This is a genomic window from Pseudoalteromonas ardens, from assembly GCF_030125445.1.
GTDB classification, from domain to species: Bacteria; Pseudomonadota; Gammaproteobacteria; order Enterobacterales; family Alteromonadaceae; genus Pseudoalteromonas; species Pseudoalteromonas ardens.
On record NZ_JASJUV010000009.1, the window covers coordinates 19,612 to 35,814 of the forward strand.

General features: G+C 50.8%; 17 protein-coding genes. 15 read left to right on the forward strand and 2 right to left on the reverse strand.

What is annotated here, in order from left to right:
- Positions 1-31 precede the first annotated feature (31 nt).
- The 3 genes from QNM19_RS20995 to QNM19_RS21005 are packed head-to-tail and all read left to right on the forward strand — an operon-like array spanning position 32 to position 1,868.
- Positions 32-646 (forward strand): methylthioribulose 1-phosphate dehydratase, encoded by a 615-nt coding sequence (locus QNM19_RS20995; RefSeq protein WP_049864257.1) that lies wholly within the window; start codon positions 32-34, stop codon positions 644-646.
- Positions 643-1,329, forward strand: coding sequence for an acireductone synthase (mtnC, locus tag QNM19_RS21000; RefSeq protein WP_049864256.1), 687 nt, complete (start codon positions 643-645; stop codon positions 1,327-1,329). Before QNM19_RS20995 ends, mtnC begins: the two co-directional genes overlap by 4 nt.
- A complete protein-coding gene (locus QNM19_RS21005; RefSeq protein WP_049864255.1) occupies positions 1,326-1,868 on the forward strand; it encodes a 1,2-dihydroxy-3-keto-5-methylthiopentene dioxygenase in 543 nt (180 codons plus the stop codon). Before mtnC ends, QNM19_RS21005 begins: the two co-directional genes overlap by 4 nt.
- A 23-nt stretch (positions 1,869-1,891) precedes the next feature.
- Here QNM19_RS21005 and mtnA read toward each other — a convergent pair whose 3' ends face one another.
- A complete protein-coding gene (mtnA, locus tag QNM19_RS21010) occupies positions 1,892-2,914 on the reverse strand; it encodes an S-methyl-5-thioribose-1-phosphate isomerase (RefSeq protein WP_049864254.1) in 1,023 nt (340 codons plus the stop codon).
- A 245-nt stretch (positions 2,915-3,159) separates the two neighbouring features.
- Between mtnA and mtnK the strand changes: the two genes are divergently transcribed.
- Positions 3,160-4,362 carry an S-methyl-5-thioribose kinase gene (gene mtnK, locus QNM19_RS21015; protein ID WP_049864253.1) on the forward strand — a complete coding sequence of 401 codons (1,203 nt, stop codon included), beginning with the start codon at positions 3,160-3,162 and terminating at the stop codon, positions 4,360-4,362.
- A gap of 55 nt (positions 4,363-4,417) precedes the next feature.
- Here mtnK and QNM19_RS21020 read toward each other — a convergent pair whose 3' ends face one another.
- On the reverse strand, positions 4,418-6,181 hold the full coding sequence (locus QNM19_RS21020) for a DUF885 domain-containing protein (protein ID WP_284027172.1): 1,764 nt from the start codon (positions 6,179-6,181) through the stop codon (positions 4,418-4,420).
- A 320-nt stretch (positions 6,182-6,501) separates the two neighbouring features.
- Here QNM19_RS21020 and QNM19_RS21025 point away from each other — a divergent pair, with 320 nt between their 5' ends.
- The 11 genes from QNM19_RS21025 to hemB all read left to right on the forward strand — a co-directional run bounded on the left by QNM19_RS21025 (position 6,502) and on the right by hemB (position 16,177).
- Positions 6,502-7,509, forward strand: coding sequence for a GGDEF domain-containing protein (locus QNM19_RS21025; protein ID WP_049865659.1), 1,008 nt, complete (start codon positions 6,502-6,504; stop codon positions 7,507-7,509).
- Positions 7,510-7,647: 138 nt separating this feature from the next.
- Positions 7,648-8,403, forward strand: a complete 756-nt coding sequence (gene ubiE / locus QNM19_RS21030; protein WP_049865660.1) for a bifunctional demethylmenaquinone methyltransferase/2-methoxy-6-polyprenyl-1,4-benzoquinol methylase UbiE — start codon at positions 7,648-7,650, stop codon at positions 8,401-8,403.
- A 23-nt stretch (positions 8,404-8,426) separates the two neighbouring features.
- Positions 8,427-9,044, forward strand: a complete 618-nt coding sequence (locus tag QNM19_RS21035) for a ubiquinone biosynthesis accessory factor UbiJ (RefSeq protein WP_049865661.1) — start codon at positions 8,427-8,429, stop codon at positions 9,042-9,044.
- 10 nt (positions 9,045-9,054) lie between these two features.
- Complete coding sequence (gene ubiB, locus QNM19_RS21040) at positions 9,055-10,665, forward strand: ubiquinone biosynthesis regulatory protein kinase UbiB (protein WP_049865662.1); 1,611 nt, start codon at positions 9,055-9,057, stop codon at positions 10,663-10,665.
- Between the two features lie 60 nt (positions 10,666-10,725).
- Positions 10,726-10,971 carry a Sec-independent protein translocase subunit TatA gene (gene tatA, locus QNM19_RS21045; protein ID WP_010385012.1) on the forward strand — a complete coding sequence of 82 codons (246 nt, stop codon included), beginning with the start codon at positions 10,726-10,728 and terminating at the stop codon, positions 10,969-10,971.
- A gap of 12 nt (positions 10,972-10,983) precedes the next feature.
- Entirely contained in the window at positions 10,984-11,310 is a 327-nt protein-coding gene (tatB, locus tag QNM19_RS21050) for a Sec-independent protein translocase protein TatB (RefSeq protein ID WP_284027173.1), read from the forward strand.
- Between the two features lie 18 nt (positions 11,311-11,328).
- Complete coding sequence (gene tatC, locus QNM19_RS21055) at positions 11,329-12,075, forward strand: twin-arginine translocase subunit TatC (RefSeq protein ID WP_049865664.1); 747 nt, start codon at positions 11,329-11,331, stop codon at positions 12,073-12,075.
- Positions 12,068-12,535 (forward strand): hypothetical protein, encoded by a 468-nt coding sequence (locus QNM19_RS21060; RefSeq protein ID WP_049865665.1) that lies wholly within the window; start codon positions 12,068-12,070, stop codon positions 12,533-12,535. The genes tatC and QNM19_RS21060 overlap by 8 nt, the downstream gene beginning before the upstream one ends.
- Positions 12,536-13,324: a TatD family hydrolase gene (locus tag QNM19_RS21065; protein ID WP_049865666.1), complete on the forward strand. Its 789-nt coding sequence runs from the start codon at positions 12,536-12,538 to the stop codon at positions 13,322-13,324. It abuts the gene before it with no gap.
- Positions 13,324-15,165, forward strand: a complete 1,842-nt coding sequence (locus tag QNM19_RS21070) for a sensor domain-containing diguanylate cyclase (RefSeq protein ID WP_284027174.1) — start codon at positions 13,324-13,326, stop codon at positions 15,163-15,165. Before QNM19_RS21065 ends, QNM19_RS21070 begins: the two co-directional genes overlap by 1 nt.
- A 1-nt stretch (position 15,166) precedes the next feature.
- Positions 15,167-16,177 carry a porphobilinogen synthase gene (gene hemB / locus QNM19_RS21075; protein WP_284027175.1) on the forward strand — a complete coding sequence of 337 codons (1,011 nt, stop codon included), beginning with the start codon at positions 15,167-15,169 and terminating at the stop codon, positions 16,175-16,177.
- Positions 16,178-16,203: the final 26 nt, after the last annotated feature.

Consider the following 16,203-nt stretch of genomic DNA (forward strand, 5'->3'; position numbering starts at 1 on the left):
ATCCACGATGTTATTCGTGAGAGGTGAGCGTATGCAATCAGCACAAGCAAAACATGCCCTGATAGACGCCGGACGTTGGCTCAGTGAGCAAGGCTGGGTACCGGCAACCGGGGGCAACTTTTCCATTAAAACAGAGCAAGGCTTTGTTGTCACGGCCAGTGGTCATGACAAAGGGGCGTTGCAACCCGAGCATTTTCTTGAGTTCAATATCGAAGGCACACATACCGGCGGAACCGGTAAACCGTCAGCCGAAACCGAGCTGCACCTTGCCCTGTATGCACTCAGCGCGCGCACACACTGCATCTTGCATACCCACTCCGTTGCGGCAACAGTGCTGTCTCGGCTAACAACAGAGCACAGCCTGAACATTCAGGGGTACGAAATGCAAAAAGCCCTGCATGGTTTCACCAGTCACCTGGAAACCCTGGCCATTCCGGTCTTTGACAACGATCAAGATATTCCAGCCCTGGCACGTCGGGTGGCTGAATACCATGCCCATACGCCAGTGCGGCACGGGGTGCTGATCCGCGGCCATGGACTTTACGCAATGGGGGCAGACATCAGTGAAACGCGTCGTCATATCGAGGCACTGGAGTTTTTGTTTAACTGCGAACTGACGCGCAGACAACTGGAAAAAAACGCATGATCAAAGCAATTCTGACCGACATCGAAGGCACCATTACCCGTATCTCTTTCGTCAAAGAGATCCTGTTCCCCTATGCCGCAGACAAGCTGCCCGATTTCGTGCGTCAACATGCACACACCACGGAAGTGGCAGCACAACTGGATGCGGTACGTGCTGAACTGAACGCACCACAAGCCTCACTGGATCAGGTTATCCAGGCACTGCTCAGCTGGATCGCTGAAGATAAGAAAGTCACGCCTCTGAAACAATTACAGGGCATGATCTGGCAACACGGCTATCAAAATGGCGATTTTACGGGTCATATTTACCCAGATGCACATCAGTTTTTGTCTGCCGAGCATGCTGCGGGCACTGCACTCTACGTCTATTCGTCTGGTTCAGTACAGGCCCAGCAACTGCTGTTTGCGCATTCGGACTATGGAGATATGCGCCCACTGTTCAGTGGTTATTTTGATACCCGGGTGGGTGCCAAACAGCAACCCGAGGCCTATCAGGCCATCGCCAGTCAACTATCCTTTGCGGCGCATGAGGTGCTCTTTCTGAGCGATGTGGTGGCCGAGCTGGATGCAGCAAAAACAGCGGGCATGCAAACCCTGCAATTGTGGCGTGACGGACAGCCGCGGACGCAGGCACATCCCTTTATTGAAGATTTCAGCCAATATGATGCACAGGAGTCACGATGAGCCAATTGACCATTTACCATGATCAGCACCCGGATAACATTGAATTCCATAGTGAAACACACGACCAGATAGCCGCTCAGCTTGCTCAGGTAGGTGTCCGCTTCGAGCAATGGCAGGCTGCATATGAGATTAACCAGACGACATCACACGATGACATTCTTGAAGCATATGAGCAGGACATTGCTCGCCTGAAAGCACAGGATGGCTATCAGACTGTGGACGTGATCTCTTTGCCAAAAGGACATCCCGACGCGCCCGTTATGCGCCAGAAGTTTCTGTTTGAGCACACCCATAGCGAAGATGAAGTACGCTTTTTTGTTCAGGGCCAGGGGCTATTTTGCCTGCATATCGGAGAGCGGGTTTATCAGGTTCTGTGCCAGCAGGGCGATTTGATTTCAGTACCCGCAACGACACCTCACTGGTTTGATATGGGCAGCGATCCCCAATTTACCGCAATCCGGCTGTTCAACAATGAGCAGGGCTGGGTGGCACAAAGTACTGACAGCCCCATCGCCGGGCGCTTTCCGTTACTGGATTAAAGCGCTCGCCCGGCACGGTGTCGTCATACCGTGCCTAAAACACCCGCCGCCACGTCCTGCGGATAATACACGCCCGTATCCAGTACCCAGGCCGTGATCAGCTCAGCCGGTGTGACATCAAAAGCCGGGTTATACACCTGTGCCTGTGCGGGTGCCCACTGACAGTGACCAAAACTGCCACTCACCCCGGTAACCTCGCTCTCAGCGCGCTGTTCAATTGGGATCTCTGCGCCTGAAGCACAGCCAATGTCCAGGGTTGTAACCGGTGCAACCACATAGAAAGGGATCTGATGATAGTGGGCCAGCACAGCCAGATTATAAGTGCCCACTTTATTCGCAAAGTCACCGTTCGCAGCAATGCGATCAGCGCCGACAAAAATCTTATCAACCTTGCCCGCAGCCATCAGGCTGGCCGCCATATTATCGCAAATCAAAGTGTAAGGGATCTGCCACTGTGCCAGCTCATACGCAGTCAGCCTGCCCCCTTGCAATAATGGCCGAGTCTCATCAACCCAGATATGAATGTCCGCATGCTGCCGGGCTGCATGATGGATCACACCCAATGCGGTGCCCACCCCGGCAGTGGCCAGCGCGCCAGTATTACAATGTGTCAGAATGTTGTCTGAGGGTTCGACCAGTTGTGCCCCCAGTGTCGCCATTCTGTCGCACAGTGCACAATCTTCTTCAAACAGGCGCTCAGCTTCTGCCACCACAGCCTGCGCATAGTTTTGTTGTTGCAAGGCAGTGCGCAGTCTCGCCATGCAGTGCATCAGATTCACCGCCGTCGGGCGGGTGGCTTCCAGCTCGTCAATTGCCGTATTTAGCTGAGCTTTACTGTGGCCTTGCTCTGCCAGATAAGCGACCAGCAGGCTTGCCGCTAAACCAATTAAAGGGGCACCACGTACTTTCAGCGTCAGGATCAGCGACGTCATTTGCGCCACACTGGTGCAATGATGCCATGTTTCCTCATGTGGCAGTAAATACTGATCCAGCACCTGAACCGTCCCAGCCTGATACTTCAAACTCCGCGCAACTAACTCTTTCACCGTTGTTTACTCCGATTTGCTCCTGGCGAATACCCATTCACATCAACGAACAGGCTGCATTTTGGCACTGACCATGCCGATATGACCCTCAGTGTCATCTGTCGCCAACGAAATGACTTCATCTGAACAGTGCCTGATTGAAAAAAGACAACTCCATTCTACATCAAGATCTAAAGATGTATAGACTTCTAAACGTTTGCAGGTATAGAATGCTGATCTAATTTTATGCTATCTGGATGATCCGAATGAGTGCTTATCAGGCGTTTGACAATGACAAGGCCATTGAATACATCAATAATCTGGGGGGAATGTTCCCACCAGACGCACAGCTGAACTGTTATGAGTTTGGCGATGGCAACCTGAACCTGGTTTTTCGGGTCACTGATCAACATAACCACAGCGTGATCCTTAAGCAGGCCTTACCCTACGCGCGCTGCGTAGGAGAAAGCTGGCCCCTGACACTCGATCGGGCTCGCATCGAAGCCAGCGCCTTACGTCGTCATGGCGAGGTTTGTCCGGCCCATACCGTCAGGGTACTGCATCACAACAGTGAGCAGGCTGTGACGATACTCGAAGACCTGGGTCATCTGAATATCTTACGCAGTGAACTCAACGCCGGGCGTACTTTTGCCAACCTGGGCCGGGATGTGGCTCACTACCTGGCCACAACCAGCTTTTATCACAGCGATTTCTATCTTACGCCTGCAAACAAAAAAGCGCTGATCCAGTCTTTTACCAACCCGGAGCTGTGTGCCATCACTGAAGAGTTGTTCTTTGACGACCCCTACCAGGATAACGAGCGTAACCACTATCCGGATGCGCTGCGCAAAGAGGTTGACAAGCTGCGCCACAATACAGGGTTAAAACTGGCCATTGCCCAGCTGAAGCAGCGCTTTTTGTCTGCTCCACAAGCGTTACTCCACGGTGATGCACACAGTGGTAGCCTGTTTGTCGATGACACAACGACCAAGTTTATCGATCCAGAATTTGCCTTTTTTGGTCCCATTGGTTTCGATCTGGGCTCTTTTATTGGCAATTTGCTACTCAACTTCTGTGCTCAGCATGGCCGTATCTGTGAAGCATCAAAACGTCGTGATATACATACTTACTTGTTGCGCACCATAGATATCTGCCTGAGTGAATTTGACTATCAATGGCAGACGTTGTGCGAACAACATGGCACAGACAATACATTGCAGGCGCCAGGCTACGCCGCATTGTTTCTGCGTGACGTATTGCAAGACGCCATTGGGTATTGTGGCAGTGAGATGATCCGCCGCACCATCGGGCTTGCCCATGTCAGCGATTTGGATGAAATTGAAGATGAGCAGGCACGCCTGCGTGCGCAGCGCCTGGCACTGGAGGTCGGTGAACAACTGATCCTGAACGCCCGCAGTTGTCACAACAAAGACGCCTGCTATCAGTTGATCATCAGCGTGTTACAGTAAACGCTCCGATACGTGGATCAACTCAGGCTAAGCTCAGAGTTGATCCATTCGCTCATTACAGTGTCTGGCTGGTGTTTTGCACAGACGCAATATACTTGTCGATCTGCGTTTCCAGCACATTTAACGGTACGGAGCCATGACGTAGGATCTGATGGTGGAACTCACGAATATCAAAGGCATCCCCTAACGCCGCCTCGGTTTTCGCACGCAAACGTTTAATTGTCAACTCACCCACCTTGTATGACAGTGCCTGACCTGGCCAGGATATGTAGCGGTCGGTTTCTGTCTTCACATTGTGCAGCGACAAAGCCGTATTATCACGCATAAAGTTCATCGCCCGCTCCCGGCTCCAGCCAAACATATGCATTCCGGTGTCCACAACCAGTCTTGCTGCCCGCCACATTTCGTAAGTCAGGCGGCCAAAATTACTGTACGGATCCTGATAAAAGCCCGCTTCCAGACCCAGGTATTCAGCATATAAGCCCCAGCCCTCACCAAACGCAGAAATATAAGAATCACGACGATAATCTGGCAAGTAGTCTAACTCCTGATTCAATGAGATTTGCAGGTGGTGTCCCGGCACGGCTTCGTGCAGGGTCAGGGCCTCAAGCACATATAAAGGGCGCTTGTCTAAGGCATAGGTATTGACCCAGTAGTAACCCGCTTCTGTGTCCTTGTTTGCGCCCGCATACCGCCCAGTGGTGTATTTAGGTGCAATGGCATCCGGTACCGGCGCAACCCCATAAGGGCGGCGCGGCAGTGTATGGAACAGCTTAGGAAGCTGTGCGTCCATTTTTTTCGCAATATAAGCGGCTTCTTTCAATAACTCTTCTGCACTACTGGCATAAAATTGCGGATCAGTTCTCAAAAATTGTACAAACTCAGCAAAGCTACCTTCAAATTCAGTTTGCTTAATGATCTCCATCATCTCGCCCTTGATCCTGGCAACCTCTTTCAGGCCCAGCTCATGGATCTCTTTCGGAGTCATTTCGGTGGTGGTGAAATGCGCCGTACGGTTGCGGTAAAACTCAACGCCATTAGGTGTGCTGGAAATACCAATGTCATTACGGGCACCGGGGCGATACTGCTCGACGAAAAACGTCAGATAGTCACGATACGCCGGGATCACCTGCTCTGCCAGCACCGCTTTTGCCCGTGTCTGGATAGCTGCAAACTCAGACGCAGGCAAATTATGCTGATTCTTTGCAAAAGGCCTGAAAAACTGCGACTGCGTCACATCATCGACAATAAATGCCGTGATAGACTCTTCATAGCCTGCCAGCACTGCCTTTGGCTGGGTTAGCCCAATGGCCAAGCCTTCACGCATCCAGGCCATATTTTGCGCAAAATAACGCGGTACCTGAGCGAGTTTTTGCAGATACAGGTCATAACCCGCAGGCGTGCTCAGGTCCACACCACTGAATAGCCAGGGAAGACTGCTATGAAAACCGCTTTCCGACTTAAGCGGCATATAATGGGCTTTGAAGCGGTAGCGGTCGACCTGATCCTGGATCTGGGCACGCAAAATAGTCAGGTTAATACGATTCTCTTCACTCAATTTTGCTTTATCCAGCGCGTCTAAACGTTGTAAAAACGCTACGCGCTCTGCATTTTTCGCGGCCAAATTTTCTGCACTTAGGTCCGGTAAATGGGCTTGCATGCGCGTCTCATTGTCGCCGCGAAAGGTCATCACCTGCTGTACCACAGTAGTAAATTGTTGATCAGCACTGACTTGAGTCAGTTCGCATCCTGCCAGACCCAGGGCCAGCGTCACTGCGCACAAAGAGCGGGATAAAGTCGTTTTAAGTGAAGTGCTCACGAGGGAGTTCCTTTAACAATATTGTGAAATTTGCGCAACACATAAACACGCTCGAGATGGGCTTGCAACTTAATACGACCAGTGGCTGCTCTAGGCCATCAACGTCTCTGCAAAGCTCCTTTAAGAAGGCAAGAAAAAAGTGATTACTAATTCAACAACCCCCATAAAAAGCAATAAATTTGTCTCATTACGCGGATTTTTGCTTTTCAAAACTCAACTGAGCGATTAATGTAGCCGCAGCGAAGCCAGATATCTCATAGGGACCGTTTCGAGTATTTCTGCCAGGTATTTAACAGCAACTGATTATTGTGGTAAGTAAAATGATGTTCCATGATCCCATGGCAATAGCACAAGAAAAAATGACCAAAGTTTGTCAGTTTCTGGAGCAGAATCAGCTGCCGCCTACGCCCCTCAATTACCACATTGGCTATGTCTATATCAGCCAGACCCATCGCGAGCTCAATGAACAGCTGGATCGTGATATCCGCAACCGCACCAACATCGACAGTATTTACATTGAGCAGCTCTACTACGAACACCTGCAAAAAGAGCATCAGACCGAGGCAACGCTGATCCAACAAGTTGGCGGCATGATCGATCACCTCAGTGACTCAGCGCACCAATCTCAGCAAAGCCTGATTGGTTTTGCCAAACAGATCAGCCACTGTATCCACAACCTCGATGAACACAATGTCGTCAAAACGCGGGCGGCCTTAAGTGACTTTAGTGTCCACACAGAGCAACTGCTCAAACAGCATCAGCAGTTTAAAAACGCCCTGCGCAAAGCCCGAGAGCTACACGAAAAACAGCAACAACAGCTACTTACGCTGCGCAAACAGCGCATTTTAGACCCACAAACGGGCTTGTATAAACGCCACTACCTGGGTCATAAAACCCAACTATGGCTGACCCAGGATAAGCCCGTGTTTGCCATTTCTGTGTTAATCGAAAACCTCGATGACTTCAGCCAGGGGTTTGGCGAGCTGATCGGCGAAACCGTATTACAGCGGGTCGCAAAAAGGATCAAAAAATACGTGCTTCACAGCGGCCTGCCAGGACGTACAGGCAGACAAGAGTTTACCATTGTGCTGGCAGACTGTGACGCCGATACGGCCCAGGTCGTCGCGCAAAAAATTCGTCGTGGCGTGAGTCGCCTGAAATTTGTCAGTGCCAAAGGCGATGTCTCGTTTCCCGATATCGATTTGGCCATTGGCATTGCACAGCATCAACCTGAGCACGATTTCAACACCCTCGCCCAGCGTGCCGCCTATGCTGCCAAAAAAGCTCAGTCGCTCGGCCAGCACTACTATGTGTCTGCCGCCACTTAACCTTACCCAAGCTCAGCCGACATTCCGTATCCGTGCTGCGGCCTGTTGATTAATCGGCTTAAATTGCTGACACCGATTGCGCTCACTGAGTGCTATCAAGTACACTATTGACACCCAGATCCGGCACAAATAACACACATGAAAGAAGCAAACCGCGACACCACACACTTTGGCTATCAAACAGTAGCAACACAGGAAAAGGCCTCAATGGTGGCCGACGTTTTCCACTCCGTGGCTGCAAAATATGATGTGATGAATGACCTGATGTCATTCGGGATCCATCGCCTATGGAAACGCCAGACCATTGCGTGCTCTGGTGTCCGACAGGGCCACAAAGTTCTGGATCTGGCCGGTGGTACCGGTGATCTGACTGCCAAATTCAGTGAATTAGTCGGTGAAACAGGTCAGGTGATCCTGGGCGACATCAACGACTCAATGCTACGCGTTGGTCGCGATAAACTGCGCGACTTGGGCCGGGTCGGGAATATCGAATATGTGCAAATGAATGCCGAAGCACTACCCTTCCCGGACAATAGCCTGGATGTGATCACCATCGCCTTTGGACTGCGCAACGTCACGGACAAAGACAAGGCACTGCGTTCCATGTACCGAGTATTAAAGCCAGGTGGTCGTCTGTTGGTACTGGAGTTCTCAAAAACAGACAACGAAGCACTGTCGAAGCTATACGATTTCTACTCATTCAATATCCTGCCAACCATGGGGAAATTGGTTGCCAATGACAGCGAGTCCTATCGCTACCTGGCAGAGTCTATCCGTATGCACCCGGACCAGGAAACACTGAAGACAATGATGGAAGAAGCAGGCTTTGAACAAGCGAGCTACCAGAACCTGACGGGCGGTATTGTGGCGCTTCATCGAGGCTTTAAATTTTAATTTCGAAGAAGCAAGGAACCTGTATGTGGATCACGCTGCTCACCGCAGTTGCCGAAAGCGCATTGGATCAGCTGCTGGATAAAGAACCTGCCGTAGCAATGCGGCTGGCTCCCACACAGCACAAAACGCTGGCGATCACCTTAACGGATCTCGGCCTGTGCTGTGCCCTGCACTATGTGGGTGAACAGCAAGGTAAACCGCACTGTTTTGTCTATGGTCACTACCAGGACAAGGCCGACTGCCACATTACAACCACCTTATCGACTTTGGGTGAAATCTCAGACCCCAGCCAGCTGACGCGCCTCATCCGTGAGGAAAAACTGGATCTCGAAGGCGACTTACAATTGGCACAAAGTTACAGTAAAGCGTTTTCCGGCCTCAGGATCGACTGGGCAGAGCACCTTTCGCGTCACCTTGGCGATGCCCCGGCGCAACTGTTGGTCGAACGCTGCAAGACAGCCACACAACGCGGCGGTAGTCACCTCAAAACCCTACAACGGACCTTTACACAGTTGTGTCAGGACGAACTGAAAGTTGCCGTTCACCCACTGGAAGTCCGCCAATTTAAATCCCATACGCGACAGCTAGCTCAACAACTGGCGGCACTGGAACAACGTATCAACGCGTTAAGCGAATTATAAGGAGCTGGGTTTGTCCATCGCTCGTCTGTATCAAATCGGTAAAACTTTTCTTAATTATGGCCTGGACGACCTGCTTCCGAGGCACAAGCAACCCTGGTATGCCCGGGCGATTAGACGTAGTTTATTCTGGCTACCCAATCAACACAGCGACAAACCCGTCGGTGCGCGTCTCAGGCTGGCATTACAAACTTTGGGGCCGGTATGGGTTAAATTTGGCCAGATGCTGTCCACACGCCGCGACTTGCTGCCACCGGACATTGCCGAAGAACTCGCCCTGCTGCAGGACAAAGTTGCCCCCTTTCCTGGCGATCAGGCACAGGCACTGATCGAAAGTGCCCTGGGTCTCGACAGTATCCACGATGGTTTTGTCGAATTTGAACAAACCCCGCTGGCCTCGGCTTCCATCGCGCAGGTGCATTGCGCCAAACTGGTGGTTGGGGAAGAATTAAAAGAAGTGGTGGTCAAAGTTATCCGCCCGAATATTGAAAAACAAATCCTCGCTGACCTGTCTTTGATGGAGCGTTTTGCTCACCTGCTGGCCAGCCTTATCAGTGCCGGTCGCCGCCTGCGTCCGGTCGAAGTGGTCAGGGAATACCGAAAAACCCTACTTGATGAGCTCGACCTGATGCGTGAAGCCGCTAATGCCATTCAGCTCAGACGTAACTTTGAAGGCTCGGCTTCGCTTTATATTCCAGAAGTGTACAGCGATTATTCAAGACGCAATGTACTGGTGATGGAACGCATTTACGGTATCCCCGTCTCGGATACCGAAGCACTGCTGGCCCAGGGCACCAATATGAAAGTGCTGGCTGAGCGCGGTGTCGAAGTGTTTTTTACCCAGGTTTTCCGCGACAGCTTTTTCCATGCCGACATGCACCCGGGTAACATCTTTGTGTCACGCGAAGATCCGCATAACCCGAAATATATCGGCATTGATTGCGGTATTGTGGGCACATTAAATCGTGAAGATAAACGCTATCTGGCAGAGAACTTCATTGCCTTTTTCAACCGCGATTATCGTCAGGTTGCACAGTTGCACGTCGACTCAGGATGGGTACCGCCCGACACCTGTGTGGAGGAATTCGAGTTTGCCATTCGCACTGTGTGCGAGCCGATCTTTAACAAGCCTCTGGCCGAGATTTCGTTCGGACATGTACTGGTTAATCTGTTCAACACCGCTCGGCGATTTAATATGGAAGTGCAGCCCCAACTCGTACTGCTGCAAAAAACCCTCTTGTACGTTGAGGGTCTGGGCCGCCAGCTCTATCCACAACTGGATTTATGGAAAACAGCTAAACCCTTTTTAGAAAAGTGGGTGCAGGATCAGGTGGGGCCGCTGGCAGTGGCCAAAAAGCTCTACACCAATTTGCCTTTTTGGGCTGAAAAAATGCCTGAGTTGCCCGATCTTATCTATCAGAACCTAAAGCGTAGCCAGCGCCAAAGTGCACCCATTGTGCAACAGAGACACACAGACACTCGTGCATTGCTACTCGGCATTGCCGCGGCAGCGCTCACCATTGTGGCTGGTTTGTGCTTTGTTGACGAGCGTCAGCTCGCAAGCGGTCTTTGTGCCACACTGGCAATTGCAATATTTATTAAAGCATGGCGCAAAACAGGGTGATATTTTACACACTCGGCGTATAATCTTTCTTAATTCAATAACACATTAAATGGAGTAGACATGGGTTTTGGTGGTATCAGTATTTGGCAGTTGCTTATCATTCTGGCCATTATCGTGCTTTTGTTTGGGACGAAAAAACTACGTGGCATTGGTAGTGACTTAGGCAATGCGGTAAAAGGCTTTAAAAATGCAGTGTCTGAAGACGAAGAAGAAAAAAAGTCAGAAAAAGCGGATAGCAAAGAACAGCTGACCGATCAGGCTGCACAGGCTAAAACGACCAGCGAAAAAGAAAAAGACAAGGTGTGATCTGACATGGGGATGTGGGAACTCGTCGTGGTGCTGATCGTTGGCCTGGTTGTGCTCGGGCCAGAACGCCTGCCTGTTGCGATCAGAACGGTCAGCCGCTGGATCAACACGGTCAAATCTGTTGCCAATTCCGTCAAGGCGGAAGTAAGCGAAGAGCTGAGAGTACACGAGTTGCATAGCAACCTGAAAAAAGCCGAAGAGCAGGGCCTGGACAATATTTCCCCAGGTCTCAAACAATCGGTTGAGGAGTTGCAGCGAGCGGCAGAATCAGTGCGCCACAGCTACAGCAAGTCTCCAGATCCGTCGAAAAACGACAAAGATCCGTCCTCTCAAAACTAACCGTTTACGAGTTTTTGCATGTCAGATATGACAAACAGTGGCTTTATTGGCCACCTTATTGAGCTTAGAAACCGTCTAATTAAGGCGTTACTGAGCATCCTGATTATCTTTATTTCTTTGGTTTATTTTGCCAACGATATATATGCGTTTGTGGCAGCCCCATTGGTTGAGAGCCTGCCCGCAAACAGCACTATGATAGCCACGGATGTCACGGCCCCTTTCTTTGCGCCCTTTAAACTAACCCTGTTTGTATCGCTGTTTCTGGCAGTACCTATGATACTGCATCAAATCTGGGGGTTTCTGGCACCTGGCCTGTATCAGCATGAAAAACGCATGCTGATGCCCATTCTGCTGTCCAGTATCCTGCTGTTTTACGCCGGTATTGCATTTTGTTATTATGTCGTGATGCCCATTATTCTCGGCTTCTTTACCGCCGTGGGTCCCGACATGATGACACTCTCTCCGGATATCAGCAGCTATCTTGGCTTCATTTTAAAGCTGTTCTTTGCATTCGGCGTCGCATTTGAAATACCCGTGGCCATTATGCTGTTGTGCTGGAGTGGCGTCACAACCACGCAAAGCCTGGCACAAAAACGACCCTATATCATAGTCGGTGTATTTGTCGTCGCAATGTTTTTAACGCCCCCAGATGTGTTATCGCAAACACTACTCGCCGTACCTATGGCACTGCTGTTTGAATTAGGATTGCTGTTAGCCAGACTGTACAGCAAGAAGCCCATCGCTGAGGAAGAAAGCCATGAATAACATCACCTTGTTGCTGATTGGTGCAGTGGTATTTACCAGTGTGCTTGGCATGCAGCCAGCTCATGCTAAAGGTAAACTGCCGCATAAATTACAAAAATGCAGCCAGCTGCAATCCGACGACAAGCGCTTAGCCTGTTACGATCGACTGGCCGCAGACTATGCCAATAAGTCACATCCGGTTCGTTCTCAGCCACCCGCAACGGATACCAAGTCGTTTGGCCTGGAACACAAACAGGACAGCGAGCAGGTCATCAGCGCAACCATATTAGAACTAAGCAAATCCGCCAATGGATTACGCCGCTTTACGCTCGATAACCAGCAACGCTGGCAACAGATTGGCACACAAGCCTTCTTTGCGAAAGAAGGGGACACAGTGACCATTCGTCGTGGCTCTTTCAATTCTTTCATCATGCAAAAAGAAGGCTCTAACCGCTCAGTAAAAGTGAGAAGGGTAGATTAGATGGCGACCTTTATTGACGCTGGCGTCAACCTGACCAGTACGCAATTTGATACCGATCGCGCAGCCATCCTGACCCGTGCGGCCGACCAGGGCGTGGCGTCTATGTTGCTGATTGGATGTGACTTACTCACCAGTGAACAAAGTCTCGCACTGGCGCAAGAATACAATCAGTATGCAACTGCAGGTGTGCACCCTCATGACGCCAAAGATGTGCCGGACGATTTCATCGCCCAATTGCGCCACCTGGCTGCACAAGATCACGTGGTTGCGATTGGCGAGTGCGGACTCGACTTCAATCGTGACTACTCACCGCGTCCGGTGCAGCAACTGATCTGCGGTGTGCAACTAGAGCTGGCCCAGACACTCGACATGCCGGTGTATCTGCATGAGCGCGAGGCATTTGATACGCTCAGTGGCATGCTGGACGAATTTTCCCTACGCGGTGTACTACATTGCTTTACTGGTGATAAGCACGCTTTGCGCCATTACCTGGATTATGGCCTGATGATTGGCCTGACTGGCTGGCTGTGCGATGAGCGCCGGGGTGAAACCTTACGGGAGTTAGTGCGTTATATTCCCCAAGATCGGATCCTGCTGGAAACAGATGCGCCCTTCTTACTTCCCAGAACACTCAAACCGAAACCTAAATCCCGTCGTAATGAGCCAGCTTACCTGCCAGAGATTGCACATCATGTTGCTGCGCTCAAAGACATCCCCCTGGCACAACTGGCCCGGCAAACCACGGAAAATTTCAACACCTTGTTCCAGATATCAGGGAATAATGCCTGATGTTGTGGCGCTGGCTGCTACTTTGGCTGTGCTTATCCGGTGCTGTTCAGGCACTGGAAGTGTCTGCTGAGTTTAAGCAACACCAGGCACTGTCCTATCAGTATACTTTCAGCCAGGCCGACACCATTCAGACATTACTGGCCAGTGATCCAAACTGGCAATCAGGCCAGCGCCAGCCGTTAAAGCCGCCCGCAAATACCCAAGCCTGGATCCGCGTGTCTTTACACAACCCGGGGCCCATTGAGGTGCCGCTACTATTGAGCATAGATAACAACTTACTGGATAAAATCACCGCCTACATCCGCCACGACGATGCCTCTTTTCTGACTCTGGCATTGGGTGACGCGCTGCCACTGATGCAGCGCCCCATTAAGCATGAAGCTCAGCTCATTCCACTCGAACTGCCGGCACAGAGCCACAGTCAGGTCTATTTACAACTCAGCCATCATGGTACGTTGAATATCCCGCTGAGCCTCTGGCATCCAATAGAATACCTCAAGTACAAGAGCAAGTTTAATCTGGTCTATGGGATTCTGGCCGGGTTTATACTGGCCATGATCGCAATTAACTTTACCCTGTATAGTTTTACTCGTCGGCGTTATTTTTTACATGGCACACTTATTATCGGCCTCTTCTGGTTGCTCATAGTGCACTTATACGGGTTTGGTTACCGTTACCTGTATGGTTCAAGCGTCTGGTTGCAGCAATATGGCCAAAGCCTACTGGTAATGTTCTCCACTCTGGCCCTGATCCCCATTCAGCGCAGCAAAGCCCTGCCTAACCTGCTGCCAATAAAACATGACCGCAAACTCACGCACCTGCTGGTACTGGGCCTGATCTTAACCTTATTGAGCCAGCTCCTGCCGCTGACGCAAGCGACCTTTGCAGCCTATGGCATGGCACTCACCCTGGTTTTGGGGTACATCGTCTGCACCTTGCGTAGCCGTTACCGTCGCACGACCAAAATCACCGCCCTCCTGATCTACCTCATTTTGTTGCTCACCCTCAGCTACCAGTTTGGCTTTGAGTTGGGTCTATTTGGTGGCGCTCAGCTCGACCGCCCGGTGACTTATATCTGCTACTTGATCCTGAGCCTCTATATCAGCTTTGTACTGACCCGGCAGTTCATACTTGAACGGGAAAAGCACATCAAAACACAGCAGCACAAGCTTGCCCGCACTCAGGCGGAAGACGCCCTGCTCAAAGAAAAACTCAAACTGCAGGAGCAGGCACAAGAGGAGCTGGAAAACAGCATTGATGAACGTACCTTTGAACTTCAGGTGACGCTCAGGGAGCTGGAAGAGAAAAACCATGAGCTGGAAAAGCTCAACATGGAAGACCCCATGACCAAAGTGAAGAACCGTCGTTACTTTGATAAGCGTTTAATGATGGAAGTGCGCCGTTCACGCAGGGAACAAACAACACTGAGTCTGATCATTTTGGATATCGACTTCTTCAAGAAAGTAAACGATAACTACGGGCACCTCGCCGGGGATCACACCATTTGTGCCTTCGCACGGCTGATAGAAAAACACCTGAAAAGACCCCATGATGAAGTATTTCGCTATGGCGGCGAAGAGTTTGTGATCCTGCTGCCTAACACCTCACAGGAAGGCGCACTGGAGCTGGCCGAGCAGATCCGCCAGGCCACTGAAGCCCATGAGCTGAAAGTTGCCGGTCATCATATTAAATTTACCACCAGTGCCGGGGTTTACAGCGCCATCGCACAGAACACCAACAACCCCACACTATTTACCGATTTGGCTGATAAAGGCCTGTACATGGCCAAACAACAAGGCCGCAATCGGATCTGTATTTACCAACCCAAGCAGGAGACTTAACGTGGCTCAGTCAGGACTGGATCTTTTTCCCTATACGCGTATGCGCCGTATGCGCAAAGACGACTTTTCCCGCCGTATGATGTGTGAGAACACGCTCACGGTAAACGATCTGATCTATCCAGTGTTCGTCCTGGAAGGCAAGAACCGCAAAGAAGCTATTCCGTCTATGCCGGGCATTGAACGCCTGTCAATCGACCTCTTAGTAGAAGAAGCCAAAGAACTGGTGGCACTGGGCGTACCTGCTGTTGCCATTTTTCCGGTTACCCCTGGCGACAAAAAATCCTTGCATGCGGAAGAAGCTTACAGCCCGGAAGGACTGGCACAACGCACTGTCCGCGCACTTAAGAGCGAGTGTCCGGAGCTGGGTGTGATCACCGATGTGGCGCTGGACCCATTCACTACACATGGTCAGGACGGCATCATAGACGAAGCAGGTTACGTGATAAACGATATCACCACAGAGGTACTCGTCAAACAAGCACTGTCTCATGCAGAGGCTGGCGCTGATATTGTCGCCCCCTCAGATATGATGGATGGTCGTATTGGTGCTATCCGTGATGCTCTTGAGGAAGCCGGGCACATTCATACCCGCATTATGGCCTATTCTGCCAAGTATGCATCCAGCTATTACGGCCCGTTCCGTGATGCAGTCGGCTCAGCAGGCAACCTTAAAGGGGCTGATAAGAAGACCTATCAGATGGATCCGGCTAACTCAGATGAAGCGTTACGTGAAGTCGCATTAGACCTTCAGGAAGGCGCGGATATGGTGATGGTTAAACCAGGCATGCCATACCTGGATGTGGTACGCAGAGTGAAAGATGAATTCGGTGTGCCCACCTTTGCTTATCAGGTGAGCGGCGAATATGCGATGCACAAAGCGGCGATAGACAATGGCTGGCTGGCAGAAAAACCAACCGTTATGGAGTCATTGCTCGCTTTTAAACGTGCCGGTGCCGATGGCATATTGACCTATTTTGCAAAGCAAGCCGCTATCTGGTTGAATGATAAATAAATAATAGGTAATTATTAAAAAAGGAG

Coding starts and splice junctions, on each gene's coding strand:
- tatB (WP_284027173.1), top strand. CDS start 10,984: ATGTGGGAACTCGTCGTGGTGCTGATCGTTGGCCTGGTTGTGCTCGGG.
- QNM19_RS21025 (WP_049865659.1), top strand. CDS start 6,502: ATGATGTTCCATGATCCCATGGCAATAGCACAAGAAAAAATGACCAAA.
- QNM19_RS21060 (WP_049865665.1), top strand. CDS start 12,068: ATGAATAACATCACCTTGTTGCTGATTGGTGCAGTGGTATTTACCAGT.
- QNM19_RS21035 (WP_049865661.1), top strand. CDS start 8,427: ATGTGGATCACGCTGCTCACCGCAGTTGCCGAAAGCGCATTGGATCAG.
- QNM19_RS21005 (WP_049864255.1), top strand. CDS start 1,326: ATGAGCCAATTGACCATTTACCATGATCAGCACCCGGATAACATTGAA.
- tatC (WP_049865664.1), top strand. CDS start 11,329: ATGTCAGATATGACAAACAGTGGCTTTATTGGCCACCTTATTGAGCTT.
- ubiE (WP_049865660.1), top strand. CDS start 7,648: ATGAAAGAAGCAAACCGCGACACCACACACTTTGGCTATCAAACAGTA.
- mtnC (WP_049864256.1), top strand. CDS start 643: ATGATCAAAGCAATTCTGACCGACATCGAAGGCACCATTACCCGTATC.
- mtnK (WP_049864253.1), top strand. CDS start 3,160: ATGAGTGCTTATCAGGCGTTTGACAATGACAAGGCCATTGAATACATC.
- QNM19_RS21065 (WP_049865666.1), top strand. CDS start 12,536: ATGGCGACCTTTATTGACGCTGGCGTCAACCTGACCAGTACGCAATTT.
- QNM19_RS20995 (WP_049864257.1), top strand. CDS start 32: ATGCAATCAGCACAAGCAAAACATGCCCTGATAGACGCCGGACGTTGG.
- QNM19_RS21070 (WP_284027174.1), top strand. CDS start 13,324: ATGTTGTGGCGCTGGCTGCTACTTTGGCTGTGCTTATCCGGTGCTGTT.
- tatA (WP_010385012.1), top strand. CDS start 10,726: ATGGGTTTTGGTGGTATCAGTATTTGGCAGTTGCTTATCATTCTGGCC.